The 15735-nt window shown below is 71.3% G+C and carries 20 protein-coding genes; 12 read left to right on the top strand and 8 right to left on the bottom strand.

All coding sequences use genetic code 11. The annotated features are described in order from the left end of the window. Nucleotides 1-14: 14 nt before the first annotated feature. Together mqnP and D1J60_RS15075 are read left to right on the top strand one after the other, a co-directional pair. Nucleotides 15-920: a menaquinone biosynthesis prenyltransferase MqnP gene (mqnP, locus tag D1J60_RS15080; protein ID WP_125824041.1), complete on the top strand. Its 906-nt coding sequence runs from the start codon at nt 15-17 to the stop codon at nt 918-920. A 26-nt stretch (nt 921-946) separates the two neighbouring features. Continuing rightward, entirely contained in the window at nt 947-1531 is a 585-nt protein-coding gene (locus tag D1J60_RS15075; RefSeq protein ID WP_125821449.1) for a Uma2 family endonuclease, read from the top strand. Here D1J60_RS15075 and D1J60_RS15070 read toward each other — a convergent pair. After that, nucleotides 1524-2138, bottom strand: a complete 615-nt coding sequence (locus tag D1J60_RS15070; protein WP_125821448.1) for a rhomboid family intramembrane serine protease — start codon at nt 2136-2138, stop codon at nt 1524-1526. The genes D1J60_RS15075 and D1J60_RS15070 overlap by 8 nt on opposite strands. Before the next feature lie 91 nt (nt 2139-2229). Here D1J60_RS15070 and D1J60_RS15065 point away from each other — a divergent pair, with 91 nt between their 5' ends. Further along, a complete protein-coding gene (locus D1J60_RS15065; protein ID WP_125595372.1) occupies nt 2230-2901 on the top strand; it encodes a UbiX family flavin prenyltransferase in 672 nt (223 codons plus the stop codon). 17 nt (nt 2902-2918) lie between these two features. Here the strand turns inward: D1J60_RS15065 and D1J60_RS38645 are convergent, their stop codons facing one another. After that, nucleotides 2919-3053, bottom strand: coding sequence for a hypothetical protein (locus D1J60_RS38645; RefSeq protein ID WP_260613643.1), 135 nt, complete (start codon nt 3051-3053; stop codon nt 2919-2921). A 121-nt stretch (nt 3054-3174) separates the two neighbouring features. Here D1J60_RS38645 and D1J60_RS15060 point away from each other — a divergent pair, with 121 nt between their 5' ends. The 5 genes from D1J60_RS15060 to D1J60_RS15040 all read left to right on the top strand — a co-directional run bounded on the left by D1J60_RS15060 (nt 3175) and on the right by D1J60_RS15040 (nt 7651). Beyond that, nucleotides 3175-3630 (top strand): Lrp/AsnC family transcriptional regulator, encoded by a 456-nt coding sequence (locus D1J60_RS15060; RefSeq protein WP_125595371.1) that lies wholly within the window; start codon nt 3175-3177, stop codon nt 3628-3630. Between the two features lie 62 nt (nt 3631-3692). Continuing rightward, nucleotides 3693-4856 (top strand): aminofutalosine synthase MqnE, encoded by a 1164-nt coding sequence (gene mqnE, locus D1J60_RS15055; RefSeq protein ID WP_125595370.1) that lies wholly within the window; start codon nt 3693-3695, stop codon nt 4854-4856. Nucleotides 4857-4995: 139 nt separating this feature from the next. Next, complete coding sequence (locus D1J60_RS15050; RefSeq protein ID WP_125821447.1) at nt 4996-5520, top strand: GNAT family N-acetyltransferase; 525 nt, start codon at nt 4996-4998, stop codon at nt 5518-5520. An 81-nt stretch (nt 5521-5601) separates the two neighbouring features. After that, entirely contained in the window at nt 5602-5907 is a 306-nt protein-coding gene (locus D1J60_RS15045; protein WP_042801046.1) for a DUF4229 domain-containing protein, read from the top strand. Nucleotides 5908-6325: 418 nt separating this feature from the next. Further along, nucleotides 6326-7651 carry a dicarboxylate/amino acid:cation symporter gene (locus tag D1J60_RS15040; RefSeq protein WP_125821446.1) on the top strand — a complete coding sequence of 442 codons (1326 nt, stop codon included), beginning with the start codon at nt 6326-6328 and terminating at the stop codon, nt 7649-7651. Nucleotides 7652-7731: 80 nt separating this feature from the next. On the opposite strand, the gene D1J60_RS15035 is transcribed toward D1J60_RS15040, so the two are convergent. Beyond that, nucleotides 7732-8166, bottom strand: a complete 435-nt coding sequence (locus D1J60_RS15035; protein ID WP_125821445.1) for a VOC family protein — start codon at nt 8164-8166, stop codon at nt 7732-7734. 97 nt (nt 8167-8263) lie between these two features. On the opposite strand from D1J60_RS15035, the gene D1J60_RS15030 reads away from it, so the two are divergent. After that, complete coding sequence (locus D1J60_RS15030) at nt 8264-9499, top strand: glycosyltransferase (RefSeq protein ID WP_125821444.1); 1236 nt, start codon at nt 8264-8266, stop codon at nt 9497-9499. Here D1J60_RS15030 and D1J60_RS15025 read toward each other — a convergent pair. Genes D1J60_RS15025 through D1J60_RS15010 form a run of 4 tightly spaced genes read right to left on the bottom strand, consistent with a single transcriptional unit; the run spans nt 9496 to nt 12929 of the window. Further along, on the bottom strand, nt 9496-9804 hold the full coding sequence (locus D1J60_RS15025; RefSeq protein WP_125595366.1) for a hypothetical protein: 309 nt from the start codon (nt 9802-9804) through the stop codon (nt 9496-9498). The two genes, D1J60_RS15030 and D1J60_RS15025, sit on opposite strands and share 4 nt — an antisense overlap. A 26-nt stretch (nt 9805-9830) precedes the next feature. After that, a complete protein-coding gene (locus D1J60_RS15020) occupies nt 9831-11795 on the bottom strand; it encodes a serine/threonine-protein kinase (RefSeq protein ID WP_125821443.1) in 1965 nt (654 codons plus the stop codon). 43 nt (nt 11796-11838) lie between these two features. Next, the gene (locus D1J60_RS15015; RefSeq protein WP_206436528.1) at nt 11839-12084 is read right to left on the bottom strand and encodes a DUF397 domain-containing protein; all 246 of its coding nucleotides are present in this window, start codon (nt 12082-12084) and stop codon (nt 11839-11841) included. Then, a complete protein-coding gene (locus tag D1J60_RS15010; RefSeq protein ID WP_125817594.1) occupies nt 12081-12929 on the bottom strand; it encodes a helix-turn-helix transcriptional regulator in 849 nt (282 codons plus the stop codon). The genes D1J60_RS15015 and D1J60_RS15010 overlap by 4 nt, the downstream gene beginning before the upstream one ends. Before the next feature lie 147 nt (nt 12930-13076). Here D1J60_RS15010 and D1J60_RS15005 point away from each other — a divergent pair, with 147 nt between their 5' ends. Beyond that, on the top strand, nt 13077-13514 hold the full coding sequence (locus tag D1J60_RS15005) for an ATP-binding protein (protein WP_125821442.1): 438 nt from the start codon (nt 13077-13079) through the stop codon (nt 13512-13514). Here D1J60_RS15005 and D1J60_RS15000 read toward each other — a convergent pair. Continuing rightward, nucleotides 13486-13779, bottom strand: a complete 294-nt coding sequence (locus D1J60_RS15000) for a hypothetical protein (RefSeq protein WP_241253278.1) — start codon at nt 13777-13779, stop codon at nt 13486-13488. The two genes, D1J60_RS15005 and D1J60_RS15000, sit on opposite strands and share 29 nt — an antisense overlap. Nucleotides 13780-14181: 402 nt before the next feature. Here D1J60_RS15000 and D1J60_RS14995 point away from each other — a divergent pair, with 402 nt between their 5' ends. Then, nucleotides 14182-14946, top strand: coding sequence for a helix-turn-helix domain-containing protein (locus D1J60_RS14995; protein ID WP_125821441.1), 765 nt, complete (start codon nt 14182-14184; stop codon nt 14944-14946). Nucleotides 14947-15125: 179 nt separating this feature from the next. Next, on the top strand, nt 15126-15674 hold the full coding sequence (locus D1J60_RS14990) for a DUF1062 domain-containing protein (protein ID WP_125821440.1): 549 nt from the start codon (nt 15126-15128) through the stop codon (nt 15672-15674). Nucleotides 15675-15735 lie beyond the last annotated feature (61 nt).

The following is a 15735-nucleotide window of genomic DNA, read 5'->3' as shown; positions in this document are numbered from 1 at the left end:
CCGCCGACGGAGTCATCGGATCCGGATCCGGATCCGCCCCGCAGGCACCCGGGAAGGTGAAGGCCTTCCTGCGGCTCGTGATGATCGAGCACTCCGTCTTCGCGCTGCCCTTCGCGTACATCGCCGCGCTGACGGCCATGTACCGGCTCGACGGGCGCGTGCACTGGACCGAGCTGCTGCTCGTCACCGTCTGCATGGTGGGGCTGCGCACCTTCGCGATGGCCGCGAACCGGATCATCGACCGGGAGATCGACGCCCGCAACCCGCGTACGGCCGGGCGCGAGCTCGTCACGGGCGCGGTCTCGGTGCGGTCCGCCTGGACCGGGGCGGGGATCGCGCTGGTGGTCTTCCTCGGCGCGGCCGCCCTGCTGAACCCGCTGTGCCTGGCGCTGGCCCCGGTCGCCGTCGTCCCGATGGTGGTCTACCCGTACGGCAAGCGCTTCACGAACTTCCCGCAGGCCATCCTGGGCCTGGCCCAGGCCATGGGGCCGGTCGGCGCCTGGCTCGCCGTCACCGGGGAATGGTCCTGGGAGGCGGTGGTCCTCGGGCTCGCCATCGGCGTGTGGATCGGCGGCTTCGACCTGATCTACGCCTGCCAGGACGTGGACTCCGACCGCGCGGACGGCGTCAAGTCGGTCCCGGCCCGCTTCGGCGTCCCGGCCGCCCTCTGGGGCGCCCGCGGCTGCCACGTGGTCACCACGGCCCTGCTGGCCTGGTACGCCGTCCTCACCGACGGCGGCGCCTTCCTCTGGCTGGGCCTCCTGATCGTCGCGGCGGCGTTCCTCTACGAGCACACCATCGTCAGGCCGCACGACCTGTCCCGCCTGAACCGGGCGTTCTTCACGGTCAACGGTTTCATCGGGATTGCCCTGTTCGTGTGCGCACTCGCGGATCTGGTGGTGCGGGGTCTGACGGTCTAGCTAGCGTGCGGCCTACCATCGAGTGCATGGACAGGGAGGCCGACGTGACCGTCTCGGAGAGCGACCGCCTGCACTCACAGCTCAGCCGGTTCGAGGACATGTTCCCGGGCTACCGGATGGAGATTGTCGAGGGCGCCATCGTGATGAGTCCGGTCAAGCCGCATCACAGCCAGACCATCTGGGAGGTTCAGTCCCTTCTGAGGCCGCAGCTTTCACCGGAGTGGGGCTTCATCTCCGACGTTGCGGTCCCCCTCGACGGCGACAACGAGTTCTGCCCGGACCTCGCCGTCATTCCGGACACCGAGCGGCGCAAGAACCTCAGCGCCTACCCGCCCGACCTGATCGAGCTGGCGGTTGAAGTGGTGTCCCCGGGGAGCGTCCGCAACGACTACGAGATCAAGGACAAGGCCTACGCCCGGCGCGGGATCCCGCACTACCTGATCTTCGACCCCTACAAGGCGCACTGCGTCACCCTGTGGAACCCGGGCCCCGACGGCTACCGCGGCCGGGACGTGATCCCGTACGGCGACGCCGTCGTGGTGGAGACCGGCATCGGCAAGCTGAGCGTCGACACCTCGGCGCTGCCCGTCGACCCCGGGGTCGTCAGCTGAGCGGCGCTGGCTGCCGGGGGGCCGGGCGGCGGAAGTACAGGGCCGTCAGTACGCCGCCCACCAGACCGCACAGGTGGCCCTGCCAGCTGATCGTCGGGTCCAGCGGCAGCAGGCCCAGGAAGAACGTTCCTCCCCAGTACGCGCCGACGGCCACGCCCACCAGGACGCCCAGCACCCTGCGCTCGACGAACCCGCGGACCACGACGTAGCCGAACAGTCCGTAGACGACGCCCGAGGCGCCCAGGGTCACGCCGTCCGACGGGGCGATCAGCCAGGTGCCGAGGCCGTCCGCCAGGATGATCAGCCCGCACACCGCGAGGAAGCGCCGGATCCCGGACAGGGCCGCTATGAAGCCGAGGACCAGCAGGGGGACGCTGTTGGAGGCGACGTGGTCGAAGCCGTAGTGCAGGAACGAGCCCGTGAGGACGCCCGTGAGGGTGTCGGGGTCGCGGCCCACGATCCCGTACGCGTCCAGCGCGTGCCCGGTGGCGTAGTCGACCGCCTCGATCAGCCACAGCAGGGCCACCCAGCCCAGCATCAGCTGTCCGGCGGCCTTGGCCCGGTCGGTCTGACTCCAGGCGGGCTCGGCCGTCGTCGTCGTGCTCATGGTGGTGTTCCCCCTCGTGCCGTCCCACCCCATGGGACGTGCGGACACCTTACAGAGTGCCTCCGCGCCGTGGCCGGATAGTCTCGGAGGTATGACTGACGGCAAGCGCACCCCGTGGGTGGTCGGGGTTTCCGGGGCGTCCGGGACGCCGTACGCGGCGGCGGTGGTACGGGGGCTGCTGGCGGCGGGCGAGAGTGTCGACCTGGTGGTCAGCCGGGCCTCGCGGCTCACCCTGCTGGACGAGACCGGGATCGCCTTCCGGGACGCGCACTGGCGCGCGGACCTGGAGGAGTGGCTGGGCCGCGGCGCGGACGGCAAGCCCGGGACCTTCGCCGGGTTCGACCTGGACGGCGTGCGGTACTGGGGTGCCGGGGACCTGGCGGCCGGCCCGAGTTCGGGCTCGTACCCCGTCAAGGGGATGCTGATCGTCCCGGCCTCCACCGCCTGCGTGGCGGGTGTGGCGCTCGGGCTGTCGAAGGACCTGCTCCAGCGCGTCGCGAGCGTGACGCTCAAGGAGCGGCGCCGGCTGGTGGTCGCGGTGCGGGAGACCCCGCTGAACGGGCAGACGCTCAGGCATCTGGTGGCGCTGGACGAGGCGGGCGCCGTGGTGCTGCCCGCCTCTCCGGCGTTCTACGCGGGCGCGACGCACATCCAGGACCTCGTGGACTTCGTCGCGGGGCGGGTGCTCGACGCGGCAGGTGTGCCGCACGGGCTGTACCGCCGTTGGGAGGGGGAGCTTGGCAGCGCCCGCCCCCGTGAGTAGCGGCGTCGGTGCCGGCGTCAGCGCTTCTTGGCGCTGCCCGGACGGCGGGTCTTGTCGACGCGGCGGGCGGCTGCGGGCTGGTCGGTGCGGGATCGGTTGGCCAGCTCCTGGAGCTGTCGCATGTGCGCGTAGGCCGCCTCGATCGTGTACACGGTGAACCACTCCTGAAGATCGTCATTGATCTGTTGAAAGATTCACAGGGTGTTGACCCTGTGCGCCTTTGATTCTATACCTAAACTTGCAGGATCGCCGAATAATGGAAGGCTCCACGTAATGGACACGGTGGACAGGCAGCTCATCCAGGCGCTTCGGGAGAACGGCCGCGCCTCGTACGCGGAGCTGGGCCGTCTCGTGGGCCTCTCCGGCCCCAGCGTCACCGACCGCATCAACCGGCTGGAGACCGCCGGCGTGATCACCGGCTACCGCGCGACGGTCGCCGCCGCCGAGCTCGGGCTCGGCGTCACCGCGCTGATCGGCATCTCCCTCTCCGACGCCGCGGACCACGAGGACGTGGCGCGCCGGCTGCGCGACTTCCAGGAGATCGAGGACTGCTGGTTCATCGCCGGCGACGACTCGTACATGCTCAAGGTGCGCGCCGGTGACGTCGACGGCCTGGAGCGGATCATCCGCAAGCTCTCCGGGACCAAGGGCGTCTCCCGGACCCGCACCACGATCGTGCTCTCCACGAAGTGGGAGAACCGGGTCGGCGACCTGCCCGAGGACGCCTGAGAGTACGGTGGGTGGCGGTTGCAGACAGGTGCTGGACAGGGACAGGCAGAGGAGACACCGGCATGGACGCGGGGCTCAAGCGTGAGCTGGAGGAGAAGGTCCGCTCCGGCGAGCGGCTGACGCGCGAGGACGGCATCGCCCTCTACGAGTCGGACGACCTGGCCTGGCTGGGCGGTCTCGCCCACGAGGTGCGCACGCGCAAGAACGGCGACGTCGTCCACTTCAACGTCAATCGCCACCTCAACATGACGAACGTGTGCACGGCCTCGTGCGCCTACTGCTCGTTCCAGCGCAAGCCGGGCGAGAAGGACGCGTACACGATGCGCATCGAGGAAGCCGTCCGCCTGGCCAAGGCCATGGAGAACGAGAACCTCACCGAGCTGCACATCGTCAACGGCCTGCACCCCACCCTCCCGTGGCGGTACTACCCGCGTTCGCTGTCCGCCCTCAAGGAGGCGCTGCCGAACGTCTCGCTGAAGGCGTTCACGGCCACCGAGATTCACCACTTCGAGACGATCTCCGGCCTCTCGGCCTCCGAGATCCTCGACGAGCTGATCGAGGCCGGCCTCGAATCGCTCACCGGCGGCGGCGCGGAGATCTTCGACTGGGAGGTCCGCCAGCACATCGTCGACCACGCCACCCACTGGGAGGACTGGTCGCGGATCCACCGCCTGGCGCACGAGAAGGGCCTCAAGACCCCGGCGACGATGCTCTACGGGCACATCGAGGAGCCGCGCCACCGGGTGGACCACGTACTGCGGCTGCGCGAGCTCCAGGACGAGACCGGCGGCTTCCAGGTCTTCATCCCGCTGCGCTACCAGCACGACTTCGTGGACGTGAAGGACGGCAAGGTCCGCAACAGGCTCCAGGCGCGCACCACGATGGCCACGGGCGCCGAGGCGCTGAAGACCTTCGCGGTCTCCCGGCTGCTCTTCGACAACGTGCCGCACGTGAAGGTCTTCTGGGTGATGCACGGCGTGCAGACCGCCCAGCTCGCGCTCCAGCACGGGGCGGACGACATGGACGGCTCGGTGGTCGAGTACAAGATCACGCACGACGCGGACAACTACGGCACCCCGAACAAGCTGGGCCGTGACGACCTCCTGGAGCTCATCCGCGAGGCCGGCTTCCGCCCGGTCGAGCGCAACACGCGCTACGAGGTCATCCGCGAGTACCCGGGCCCGGACGCCTCGCTGCGCGAGACTCCGCAGGCGATGCGCGTCTGACGCGCGCCCCTTGCGCGCACCCTTTGCGCACACAGGAGCCCCGGACCGTCCCCGACGGTCCGGGGCTCCCGTCGTCTGCGGGGGCGGACGGTCACGAAAACCCGTTGCCCGGCGGGATGGTAATAGATACTCTCGCTCTATGACCCTTACCTTCACCTTCGATCCGGTCGTCGACCCCGCCCTGCGCGACGGCATCGCACAGCTGTGGACCGAGGTCACCAACGCCGGCGGCGCGGTCGGCTTCGTCCCGCCGGTCACCGTCGACGACATCCGCCCCGCGCTGGTCAAGCACCTCGTCGCGCTGGCCGAGGGTCGCCACCGGCTGCTGGTCGGGCGGGATGCCGACGGCGTGGTGCGGGCGGTCGCCTTCCTCGCCTTCGAGGCGCACCCGTTGCGGAAGCACTGGGTCTGGGCGTACACGGTGATGGTCGGCCCCGCCCTCCAGGGCCGCGGTGCCGGACGCGAACTGATGGCCGCCCTCGCCGACGCGGCGCGCTCGCTGGAGGGCATCGAGGCCATCCGCCTGGAGTGCCGCGGCGGGGTCGGACTGGAGCACTTCTACGCGGCCTGCGGCTACAAGGAGGTCGGCCGGGTCCCCGGCGCCATCCGCGTGGCCCCCGGCGACGACCGCGACGACATCACGATGCTGCTGCCCCTGCACTGACCCCCGCCGGGCCGCGGCGGGGGCCCGGCGTGCTTCACTGGACGGGCACGTGCCGACGCAAGAAGAGAGGGAGGGGTCACCGTGGCCCTCAAGCCGAGCGCGACGATCCGCTACACCGCGATGCGCCTGGGCATCTTCGTCGGGTGCCTGGTGCTCGTCGCCGTCCTGGTCAACGTGGGCTGGGTGCCCGCCGGGCTGGGCGACGCCAACTTCGCCTGGATCGTGCTCCTCGCGCTGGTGCTCTCCGCCCCGCTGTCCTTCGTCCTGCTGCGCAAGCAGCGCGACGAGATGTCCCAGCAGATCTCCGGACGCGTCGCGGGTGCGAAGGAGCGGCTCGCCGCGAACCGCAGCCAGGAGGACGCGGCCGACGACGCCGCGCGCGCCTGAGTCCTACCTCACAGCGGCCCCGCGGCCGCTCCGCGCACCGACACGCCCCAGCGCCGGGAACACCCCCCGCCACGCTGGGGCTTCGGCGTTTCGGGGGCCGGGTGCGGCCGGTCGCCGCGCCCCCGCGCGATGCGTGCTCAAAGCATCCCTTTGAGATTCTCAAAGCCAAAGTGTTAGCGTGTTCAACATGTTGACCGCAGCCGCGCACCCGATGAGCCCGAGCGTCCCGCTCGTGGCGCGCCTGCACGTCGACCTCTGCCGCCGCGTGTCCGCGGCCTGTTGCTGTCGCCGCTGAAGCTGAAGCCCAGCCGCCTCCAGCAGCGGTCCCCGGCCGGCCCGGCCCCTTTCCGGCTGCCGCCGTACCGCACCCCTCGCAGAAACCATCCGCCGTACGTCCGCGCGTCCCCCGGAGATTGCCGTGTCCGCGTCCCCCCAGGCCCAGGCTCCCGCCAAGGCCTCGTTCAAGTTCCCCTTCTGGGCCCAGATAGTCGCCGGCCTCGCGCTCGGCGTCCTCTTCGGCTGGATCGCCCGCAGCCAGGACGTCAGCTGGCTGAAGACCACCCTGGAGCAGGTCGGTGACATCTTCATCCAGTTGCTGAAGCTGGCCGTCGCCCCGCTCGTGTTCTTCGCCATCCTGGTGTCCATCACCAACCTGCGGAAGGTGAACAACGCCGCCCGGCTCGCCTCCCGCACCCTGCTCTGGTTCATGATCACCTCGCTGATCGCGGTGGGCATCGGCCTCGCGATCGGCCTGCTGACCGACCCGGGCGCCGGCACCGGCCTCACCCCGGCCGACGGCAAGGAGCCCAAGCGGCACGGCTCCTGGATCGACTTCCTGACCGGCATCGTGCCGAAGGACATCGTCACCCCGTTCACCGAGCTGAACGTCCTCCAGATCGTGTTCCTCGCCGCCGTCGCCGGCATCGCCGCCCTCCAGCTCGGCGCCAAGGCCCAGCCCGTCCTGAACCTCGCCGAGTCCGTCCTGGAGCTCCTCCAGAAGGCCCTGTGGTGGGTCATCCGCCTCGCCCCGATCGGCACCGTCGGCCTCATCGGCACCGCCATCGCGAGCTACGGCTGGGACCTCATCGGCAAGTACGCCACCTTCACCGCCGACATCTACATCGGCTCGGCGCTCGTCATGTTCGGCGTCTACCCGCTGCTGCTGTGGACCGTCGCCAAGGTCAACCCGGTCCAGTTCTTCAAGGGCGCCTGGCCCGCGATCCAGCTGGCCTTCGTCTCCCGCTCCTCGGTCGGCACCATGCCGGTCACCCAGAAGGTCACCGAGCGCCTCGGCGTCCCGAAGGAGTACGCCTCCTTCGCCGTCCCGTTCGGCGCCACCACGAAGATGGACGGCTGCGCCGCGATCTACCCGGCGCTCGCCGCGATCTTCATCGCGAACATCTTCGACGTGCAGCTGGGCATCAAGGAGTACCTGCTCATCGCGTTCGTCTCGGTGGTCGGCTCCGCCGCCACGGCCGGCTTGACCGGCGCGACCGTGATGCTCACCCTGACCCTCTCCACGCTGGGCCTGCCGCTCGCCGGCGTCGGCCTGCTGATGGCGATCGACCCGATCCTCGACATGATGAGGACGGCAACGAACGTCGCAGGTCAGGCGGTCGTACCGGTGATCGTCTCTGCCCGTGAGGGGATCCTCGACAAGGAGGCCTACGCCGCCGCCTCGTCCTCCCTGCTGGACGAGCCGGCCCGCGACACCACCGCCCAGCCGGTCCCCGTCGCCGCCTGACCGCGACTCACGGCATACGCCGAAGCCCCCACCCGGGATCCTGGGCGGGGGCTTCGGCGTTCGCGCGTGAGCGTCGTGCGTCAGTCCAGGCAGAACTCGTTGTCCTCGGGGTCGGCCATCACGATGATGCCCTCGTCGATGCCGTCGGGGTCGAGGCGGTACAGGCGCTTGGCGCCCAGGGCCTCCAGGCGCGTGGCCTCCGCCTCCAGGGCGTCCATCCGCTCCATGCCCTTCAGGCCCGGGGCCGAGCGGACGTCCAGGTGCAGGCGGTTCTTCGCCGTCTTGCCCTCCGGGACCCGCTGGAAGAAGATCCGCGGCCCCTTGCCGTCCGGGTCGCCGATCGCCGAGCGGCTGTTGTGCTGTTCCGGCGGCACGCCCCACGCCGTCAGCGCGGACGGCCAGTCGGCGAAGCCCTCCGGCGGCGGCTGGACGCGGTACCCGAGCACCTCGGCCCAGAAGGCCGCCAGGGCGGCGGGGTCGGCGCAGTCGTACGTCACCTGGATTTCCTTGGCCATGCCCAACGTATAGCGCAGCCCCGGGCTTGCCACAAGATCATCACCGTGGTGCAGACTCTCCAACCTGAGCCGTTTCACGGGGGATTGGGAGTACGGAATGCGTGTGGTGCTGTCTGCCTACGATTCGCGCGGGGGCGTCGAGCCGCTCGTCGGGCTCGCGGTGCGGCTGAAGGAGCTGGGGGCCGAGGTGCTGGTGTGCGCGCCGCCGGACGAGGAGTTCGCCGGTCGGCTCGCCGGGGTCGGCGTGGAGATGGTCCCGACCGGCGCGTCGGTGCGCGACCTGGTGACCGGGAAGGTGCCGCCGGCGCCGGGAGGGATCGCGAAGCGGGCCGCCGAGCTGGTCGCCGCGTTCTACGAGAGCGTGACGCGGGTGGCGGCCGACGGCTGCGACGTCCTGCTCGCGACCGGCCTGGTGCCCGCCGTGGCCGGGGTGAAGGCGGCCGCCGAGAAGCTGGGCGTCCCGTACGTGTACGCGAGCTACCAGCCCGTCAGCCTGCCCTCCCCGCACCACCCGCCGATCCCGCGCCCGGGCAGGCCGCTGCCGCCGGAGATCACCGACAACGAGGTGCTGTGGGAGCGGGACGCCCGCGACGCGCAGGACGTCTTCGGCGACGCCGTCAACGCCTTCCGGGAGTCGGTCGGCCTGCCGGCCGTGGACGACCTCCGCGGCCACGTCTTCACCGACCGGCCCTGGCTGGCCACCGATCCCGCCCTCGCCCCGTGGGTGCGGCCGGCCGCGCTGGAGGTCGTACAGACCGGTGCGTGGGTGCTGCCGGACGAGCGGCCGCTCCCCTCCGACCTGGTGGAGTTCCTCGACGCCGGCGAGCCGCCGGTGTACGTCGGCTTCGGCAGCATCCCCATGGCCGACCCGGCCGGGCTCGCCCGGACCGTCGTCGAAGCCGTCCGCGCGCAGGGCCGCCGCGTACTGCTCTCCCGGGGCTGGGCCGACCTGGCGGCGGCCGACGCGGGCGACGACTGCTTCGTCGTCGGCGAGGCCAACCACCAGGCGCTGTTCCCCCGCGTCGCCGCCGTCGTCCACCACGGCGGTGCGGGCACCACGACCACCGCGACCCGCTCCGGCGCGCCCCAGGTGATCGTTCCGCAGGGCGCGGACCAGCCGTACTTCGCCTCCCGCGTGGCCGGCCTCGGCATCGGCGCGGCCCACGACGGCCCCACCCCGACGGTGGAGTCCCTGTCGGCCGCGCTGGAGACCGCCCTGACCCCGCAGACCGCCGCCCGGGCGGCGTCGGTGGCCGCCGCGTTCGACGCGGACGGTGCGGCGGTGGCGGCGAAGCTGCTGGTCGAGGCGGCCGCGGCGGAGTCCGCCCGTTAGACGGTCTGCCACCGCCAGTAGGCGACCGAGGCGAGGAGGAACGGCACCGCGTACCACCACCGCCCGAGGTTGCGGTGGAAGACGGGGACGGCGGTCAGGAGCAGCCCGAGGAACCACAGCCCGACCGAGAGCACGGCGTTGACCCGCGCGTCGTCGCGCATCGGGTCGTACGGGGAGCCGGAGTCGGGCTGGAGCACCAGCGAGCCGTAGAGGAAGAACGTGGCCGGAAGGTAGAGGAGGGCCAGGGGTACGGCGAGCACCCAGCGCAGGCACCCCTGGTCCTCGGGCCGGTCTATGGACGTCATCCGGCCATCCTCGCCGCCGTCCGCCGTCAGGCCCGCTTCCACACCCGGATGCGGTCGTCCTCGCTCGCGCTGACGAGGGTCTTGCCGTCGGGGGTGAACGCGACCGAGGTCACGGCGGCCAGGTGTCCGTTGAGCGTCGCGCGGTGCTCGCGGGAGGCGACGTCCCAGAGGCGGACGGTGCGGCCGCCGCCGCTGGCGATGGTCTGCCCGTCGGGGCTGAACGCCACCGACCGGACGGGGTTGTTGTGGCCCGGGAGGGTGGTGCTCTTGCGTGAGGCCGGGTCCCACAGCCGGACGCTGCTGTCGGCGCTGCCGCTGGCCAGGATCTTCCCGTCGGGGCTGAACGCGACCGCGGCGACGGCCTTGGCGTGGCCCGCGAGCGTGGCCGTGGAGGTCCGGCTCGCGGTGTCCCAGAGGCGGATGGTGCCGTCGGCGCAGCCGCTGGCGAGGGAGCCGTCGGGGGCGAAGGCCAGGGACAGCACCGGCTTGGCGTGCCCGGTGAGGGTGGCGACGGCGGTGGTGGAGCGGCTCACCACGTCCCAGAGGAGGATGGTGCCGTCGTCGGCACCGCTGGCGAGGGTCTTGCTGTCCGGGCTGAACGCCACCGCGCGCACCAGCCCCGTGTGGCCCGCCAGGACGCCGAGGAGCTCCAGGCTGTAGACGTCGTGCAGGCGCAGGGCCTTGTCGCTCCCGCCGACGAGGACCTTGCCGTCGGGGCTGTAGGACACGCAGGTCACGGCCGCCTCGGGCATCGGCGAGAGGGTGAGGCTGCCGCCGCCGGCGAAGTTGTACAGCTGGATGCTGCGGTCGTTGCCGCCGCTGACGATGTACCTGCTGTCCGGGCTGATCCCCACCGAGTCGACGGAGCCGGCGTGCTTCCTGATCTCCTGCACCATGCGGATCCCGGCGGTGCCGGGCTCGGTGGTCCCTTCGGCGGAAGGTCCGCCGCCGTTCTTCGTGTCGCCGGGGTTCTTGCCGCCGTCGTTCTTGCCGGCGTCGTTCTTGTCGCCGGTCAGCCGCCACACGGCGTACGTCCCGCCGCTGGCCCCCGCCAGCAGCCCGAGCCCGCCGAGCCCGAGCAGCACGTTCCGGCGGCTCGGGGCCGGGGTGTCGGTGACCGTGGGGGCCGTCCCCAGGTCCATGGTGGGTACGTCGCGTACGGCGGGTCCGTGCAGCAGCGCGCGCAGCCGGTCCGCGACGGTGAGGGCGTCGGGCCGGTCGCCCGGCTCCTTGGCCAGCAGCGAGTCCACCAGCTCCACGAGCGCGGGCGGCAGGTCGCCCCGTACGGCACCCAGGGCCGGGGGAGCTTCCTCCAGGTGCATCCGCATCAGCACCCAGGCCTGCTCGGTCCCGGCGAACGGCGGCGCGCCGGTCAGCAGCGCGTACAGCACGCACCCCAGGGCGTACAGGTCGCAGCTCCCGTCGACGTGCTCGCCCCGCCACTGCTCGGGGGCCATGTACGACGGCGTCCCGAACACCCGGCCCGTGACGGTGAGACCGCCCGTGGCGTCGGCGGTGCGGGCGATGCCGAAGTCGCAGATCTTGAGGCGGCCGTCGGCGAGGAGGAAGAGGTTCCCGGGCTTCAGGTCCCGGTGCACCACCTTCTGCGCGTGCGCGGCGGAAAGGGCCTCGGCCGTCTGGAGGGCGAGGTCGAGCACCTGGGGGAGGGGCAGGCCGACACCGGGGGTGCGGGCCAGCAGCCGGGAGAGGTCCTGCCCCTCCAGCAGCTCCATCACCATGAACAGCCGGTCGCCGTGGCGGCCGATGTCGTGGACGACGGTGATCCCGGGATGCTGGAGCCGCGCCCCGATGGACGCCTCGCGGCGGAACCGGCCGAGCAGCTCCTCGGACGCGTCGAACTCCAGCAGCACCTTCACGGCCACGGCCCGGTCCAGCTCGACGTCCTGGGCCCGCCACACCTCGCCGATCCCGCCCTGCCCGAGCCGCTCGACGAGCCGGTACCGCCCGGCCAGCTGTGCCCCCGGCTGCATCCCGCCCCCTGGCCGAAACGTCAACTACTGTGCGTGCAAGGGGTCATTGTGCCGCAAGGAAGCCGGTCCAGGCGGTGGGACCGAAGGTGAGGTGGGGGAGGGCGGTGTCCTTGGAGTCGCGGACGTGGATCGTGGTGGGGGTGGAGGCCACCTCGACGCAGTCGTCGCCTTCGCTGCTGTCGCTGTAGCTGCTCTTCTGCCAAGCGTGCGCCACTTCGACGCAGGAGTCGCCTTCGCTGCCGCTGCTGTAGCTGCTCTTGAACCAGACCAACCCGGGGTTGTGGATCATGTCTCTCCCAGCAGTTCTTCGACGAAGTCACGAGACTCCAGGGGTGTCAGCGCCTGGGCTCGGATCATGCCATAGCGGAGTTCGAGGATCCTGAGCTGCCTCGGATCCGAAACCGGCCGTCCGCCGAACGCGCCCTCCGAGCGGCCCACCGCAGTGCCGTCCATGAACTTCAGCACTTCGATTCCGCCGTCCATCCCGGCGTGCACTTCGCGGTCTGCCGGCATTACCTGGAACGACACGTGTCGCAGGCGACTCAGTTCCAGCAGACGTTCGAGTTGCCGCCTCCACGCCATTGTGCCTCCGATGGGACGCCTCAGGGACGCCTCTTCCTGGACGAAGGTGAGCGACGGGGCCGGCTTGCGATCGAAGACGGATCGGCGGGCCATGCGTGCGCTCACGTAGGTCTCGATCTCGTCCCGTACATAGGCGGGTTGCCGCATCTCAAAGAGGGCCCGAGCGTGATCCGGAGTCTGGAGCAGTCCGTGGATAACGTGGGTGCTGTACACCCCGATCTCCACGGCCTTCGCCTCCAGCTTGGCGAGGTCCCGCACCTTCTTGGGGTAGCGGACCTGCTCCGTGTCCTCCTTCATCGCAGAGATCTGCCCACCCGCCCGCAGGACTTCGTCCGCCCTGTCCAGGTACTCCGGGCGCGGGATCCGCTTGCCGCCCTCGACCTTGCGGACCTGGTCCTCGCCGTACCCGATCTCCACCCCGAAGGCGGCTGCCTTCATTCCCGCCTTTTCCCGCCAGGCCTTCAGCTGGCGGCCGAGCGCTGCCAGGACCGCGATCCCCTGCTCGTCCTCCGGGTCGACTTCCCAGCCCGCGTCTTCCGTCCCAACCGCCATGCGTGCCCCACCTCCGACGCACCGAATTTCCTCAACGCCCCATGCCCGAAAGGTTTTCAGGACAGCCCGGACAGCGCCGGACAAGCACCGGACAAACCCCGGACGCACCGGCGTTAACGCTTCTCACGGTAGCCATGCCGCCCCACGCTGGGTGACGTGACTACTCAAATCTGGTGCTCTGCACATCAGTTCGGCGTCCAGCTGCCCGCCACACCCCGTGGCGCCCGGCAGGCCCGGCAGCTCGCCGTCGAGAAGCTGCGGGCGTGGGGGCTGCCGACGGACGGGCCCGCGCTGATCGTGGCCGAGCTGGCGGCCAACGCCGTGACCCACGGGCGGGTGGCCGGGCGGGACTTCCTGGTGGTGCTCAGCCTGGGCGGCGACGTGCTGCGGATCGAGGTGGTGGACACGTGCCGGGACCGGATCCCGGTTCTCCGCGAAGCGGACGCCCGCGCGGAAGGGGGCCGGGGCCTGGCGGTGGTGGAGGCGCTCGCCGACCGGTGGGGGGTGGAGCAGGGGCCGCCGCCGCGCAAGGCGGTGTGGGCGGAGGTCGACCTGCCTACAGCCGGGACGCCAGCAGGATCGTGACCGGGACCGGGACCACCGCGATCCAGCCCGTCCAGCGACCGGCTCCGGCAAGGGCGGGGCGTCGGCGGAGCAGCCAGCCGGCGAGGGCGAGCAGCGGGGTGGCCGTCCAGGAAGCGAGCCAGAACACCTTCAGCACGGCCACCGCCTCGGGGTGGACCTGCTCGGCCATCCCGCCCAGGGCGCCGAAGACGAAGGCCACCGGGACCAGGGCCAGTGCCAGGGCCGTGGTCCACGCCAGTGCGGTGTTCTTGCTCTCGTGTCGCATGGCCCCAGCCAAGCCGCTGAGGGGGCGTCCCACCTGCGCCGCCGTACTCAGGATCCGCCGGTCCGCGTACTCATCCGGGACGTGGGCCACCGGGACCCGGCGACCCTCGACATCCTTTAAGTACCGGGGTAAAACCCACCAACCCACCCCCCCAACCCCCGCGCTCACTCGCTCGGGTGAACCGTGCCAACTGGGCTGGATTTCGGGGTGGTTGCCGGGCATATGCTCGCCGCACAACATCAGACATGAGACGGCCCCCGCCGGGACTGGCATCCCGGGCGAGGGCCTGACCAACGAGGAAGCAGTACCTTCCCAATGGCGTTCAAGAACCCTAGCGTGCGCACGCGCACGTCGTCCCGCGTTCGAGGCGGGTCCATTCCATCAGGTGTCATCCACGTCAACGTGCCGCACACCGGTCACTACGTGGTGATCGGCAACCACCTCGCCCAGCACCAGGCCCTGTCGCTGGTGGCGATCGGGCTCGCGGTGCACATCCAGTCGCTGGCCGCCGGTAGCGGGATCGGCATCAAGGCGCTCGCCGCCCGCTTCCCCGAGGGGGAGATCCGGATCGCCGCCGCGCTGCGGGAGCTGGAGGCGGCCGGATACCTGGAGCGGTCCTGCGTACGGACCCCCGAGGGCAGGCTCGCGACCCGGACGGTGTCCTACAACCAGCCGCGCGGCACCGTCCCGCCGGGGGACGACCCGCCGCCCCCACCGCCGGCCGACCTGGCCCCCGTACCGGAGCCGGAGCCCGCACCCGCTCCCCCTCCGGAGGCCCCCGCCCCCGAACCCGCCGCCAGGCAGGACGCGGCCGACCTGCTCGCCCGGCTGCGCGGGGACGACCCCCGGCTGCTGCTGGCCGAGCGGGACGTACGGCGCCTCGCGCCCGGGGTGGCCGCCTGGCTGGACCGGGGGGCCGAGCCGGAGGCCGTCCGGCACGCCCTGGCTGCGGATCTGCCGGCCGACATGCGCAGCCCGGCGGCGGTGATCGGGTACCGGCTGCGCGCGGGGATCCCGCCGCGCATGCCGACGGCCCCGCCGCCCGCCGTGAACGCCGCCCGGCGACCGGACCCGTGGCAGAACTGCGACGGCTGCGAACGCGCCTTCCGCGCCCCCGGACCGGGCCGCTGCCGCGACTGCCCTCCCGAAGGTCCGCTCGCCGCCTAGAGAAAACCAGTGGAGCCGCACTTCCGGGCGCCGTTACCCTCCTGCCGAACACGTCGTCGAGACAAGGGCGTTCCGTTGTACACCGTGTGAGACCCCCCGAGTGCTGATTCGTCGCGCGTCGCGCCTGTGCGCCGCGCTCCTTTCTGCTGCGGTCTTCTCACTGGAACCGGTGTACTTCTGTGCTCAATACCTGGGTGGTCGCTCCCACCTGCCTTCCTGCCGTCCTCCGCCGATGCCACTCGTGCGCGTCGGGGTCCTTCCGGGCGAACGGCAAGTTCCGCGTCAACGCCAACCACAAGCTCCTCGACGCCTGGCTGCTCGTCCTCTGCACCGGCTGTGGGGACACGGCCAAGCTCACGGTCCTGGAGCGGGCGCACGTGCGCTCCGTACGGCCCGAGCTGCTGGACCGGATGCACGACAACGACCCGGGCCTGGCCGCCGAGCTGCTCCAGGATCCGGTCCTGCGGCGCCGCAATCGCGTAGCCCTCGACTGGGACGGCGCCTGGCGCCTCGACACCGGGGGACCGGACCACCTGGACCGCGAGGTGATCGACGTCTCGGTGCGCTTCGCGGCGCGGATCCCGGTCCGGCCGGTGCGGCTGATCTCCGAGGGGTGCGGTCTTCCGCGGGCCGAGGTCGAGCGGCTGATCACGGCCGGGAAGCTCGTCTCGGCGGTCCGGCTGGGCGGGAAGCTCTCCGGGGACTTCAGCTTCTTGCTCAAGCGCTGATCCCTGCCGGGGAAACGGCAATGGCGAGGAGCTCATGAGCACCTCGCCATGATCAAGTTAT

Origin of the sequence: Streptomyces sp. W1SF4, assembly GCF_003950035.1 — a bacterium.
Lineage (GTDB): Bacteria > Actinomycetota > Actinomycetes > Streptomycetales > Streptomycetaceae > Streptomyces > Streptomyces racemochromogenes.
The sequence above is the reverse complement of the archived record's forward strand: the minus strand, read 5'-3'. Positions and strand labels throughout refer to the sequence as shown.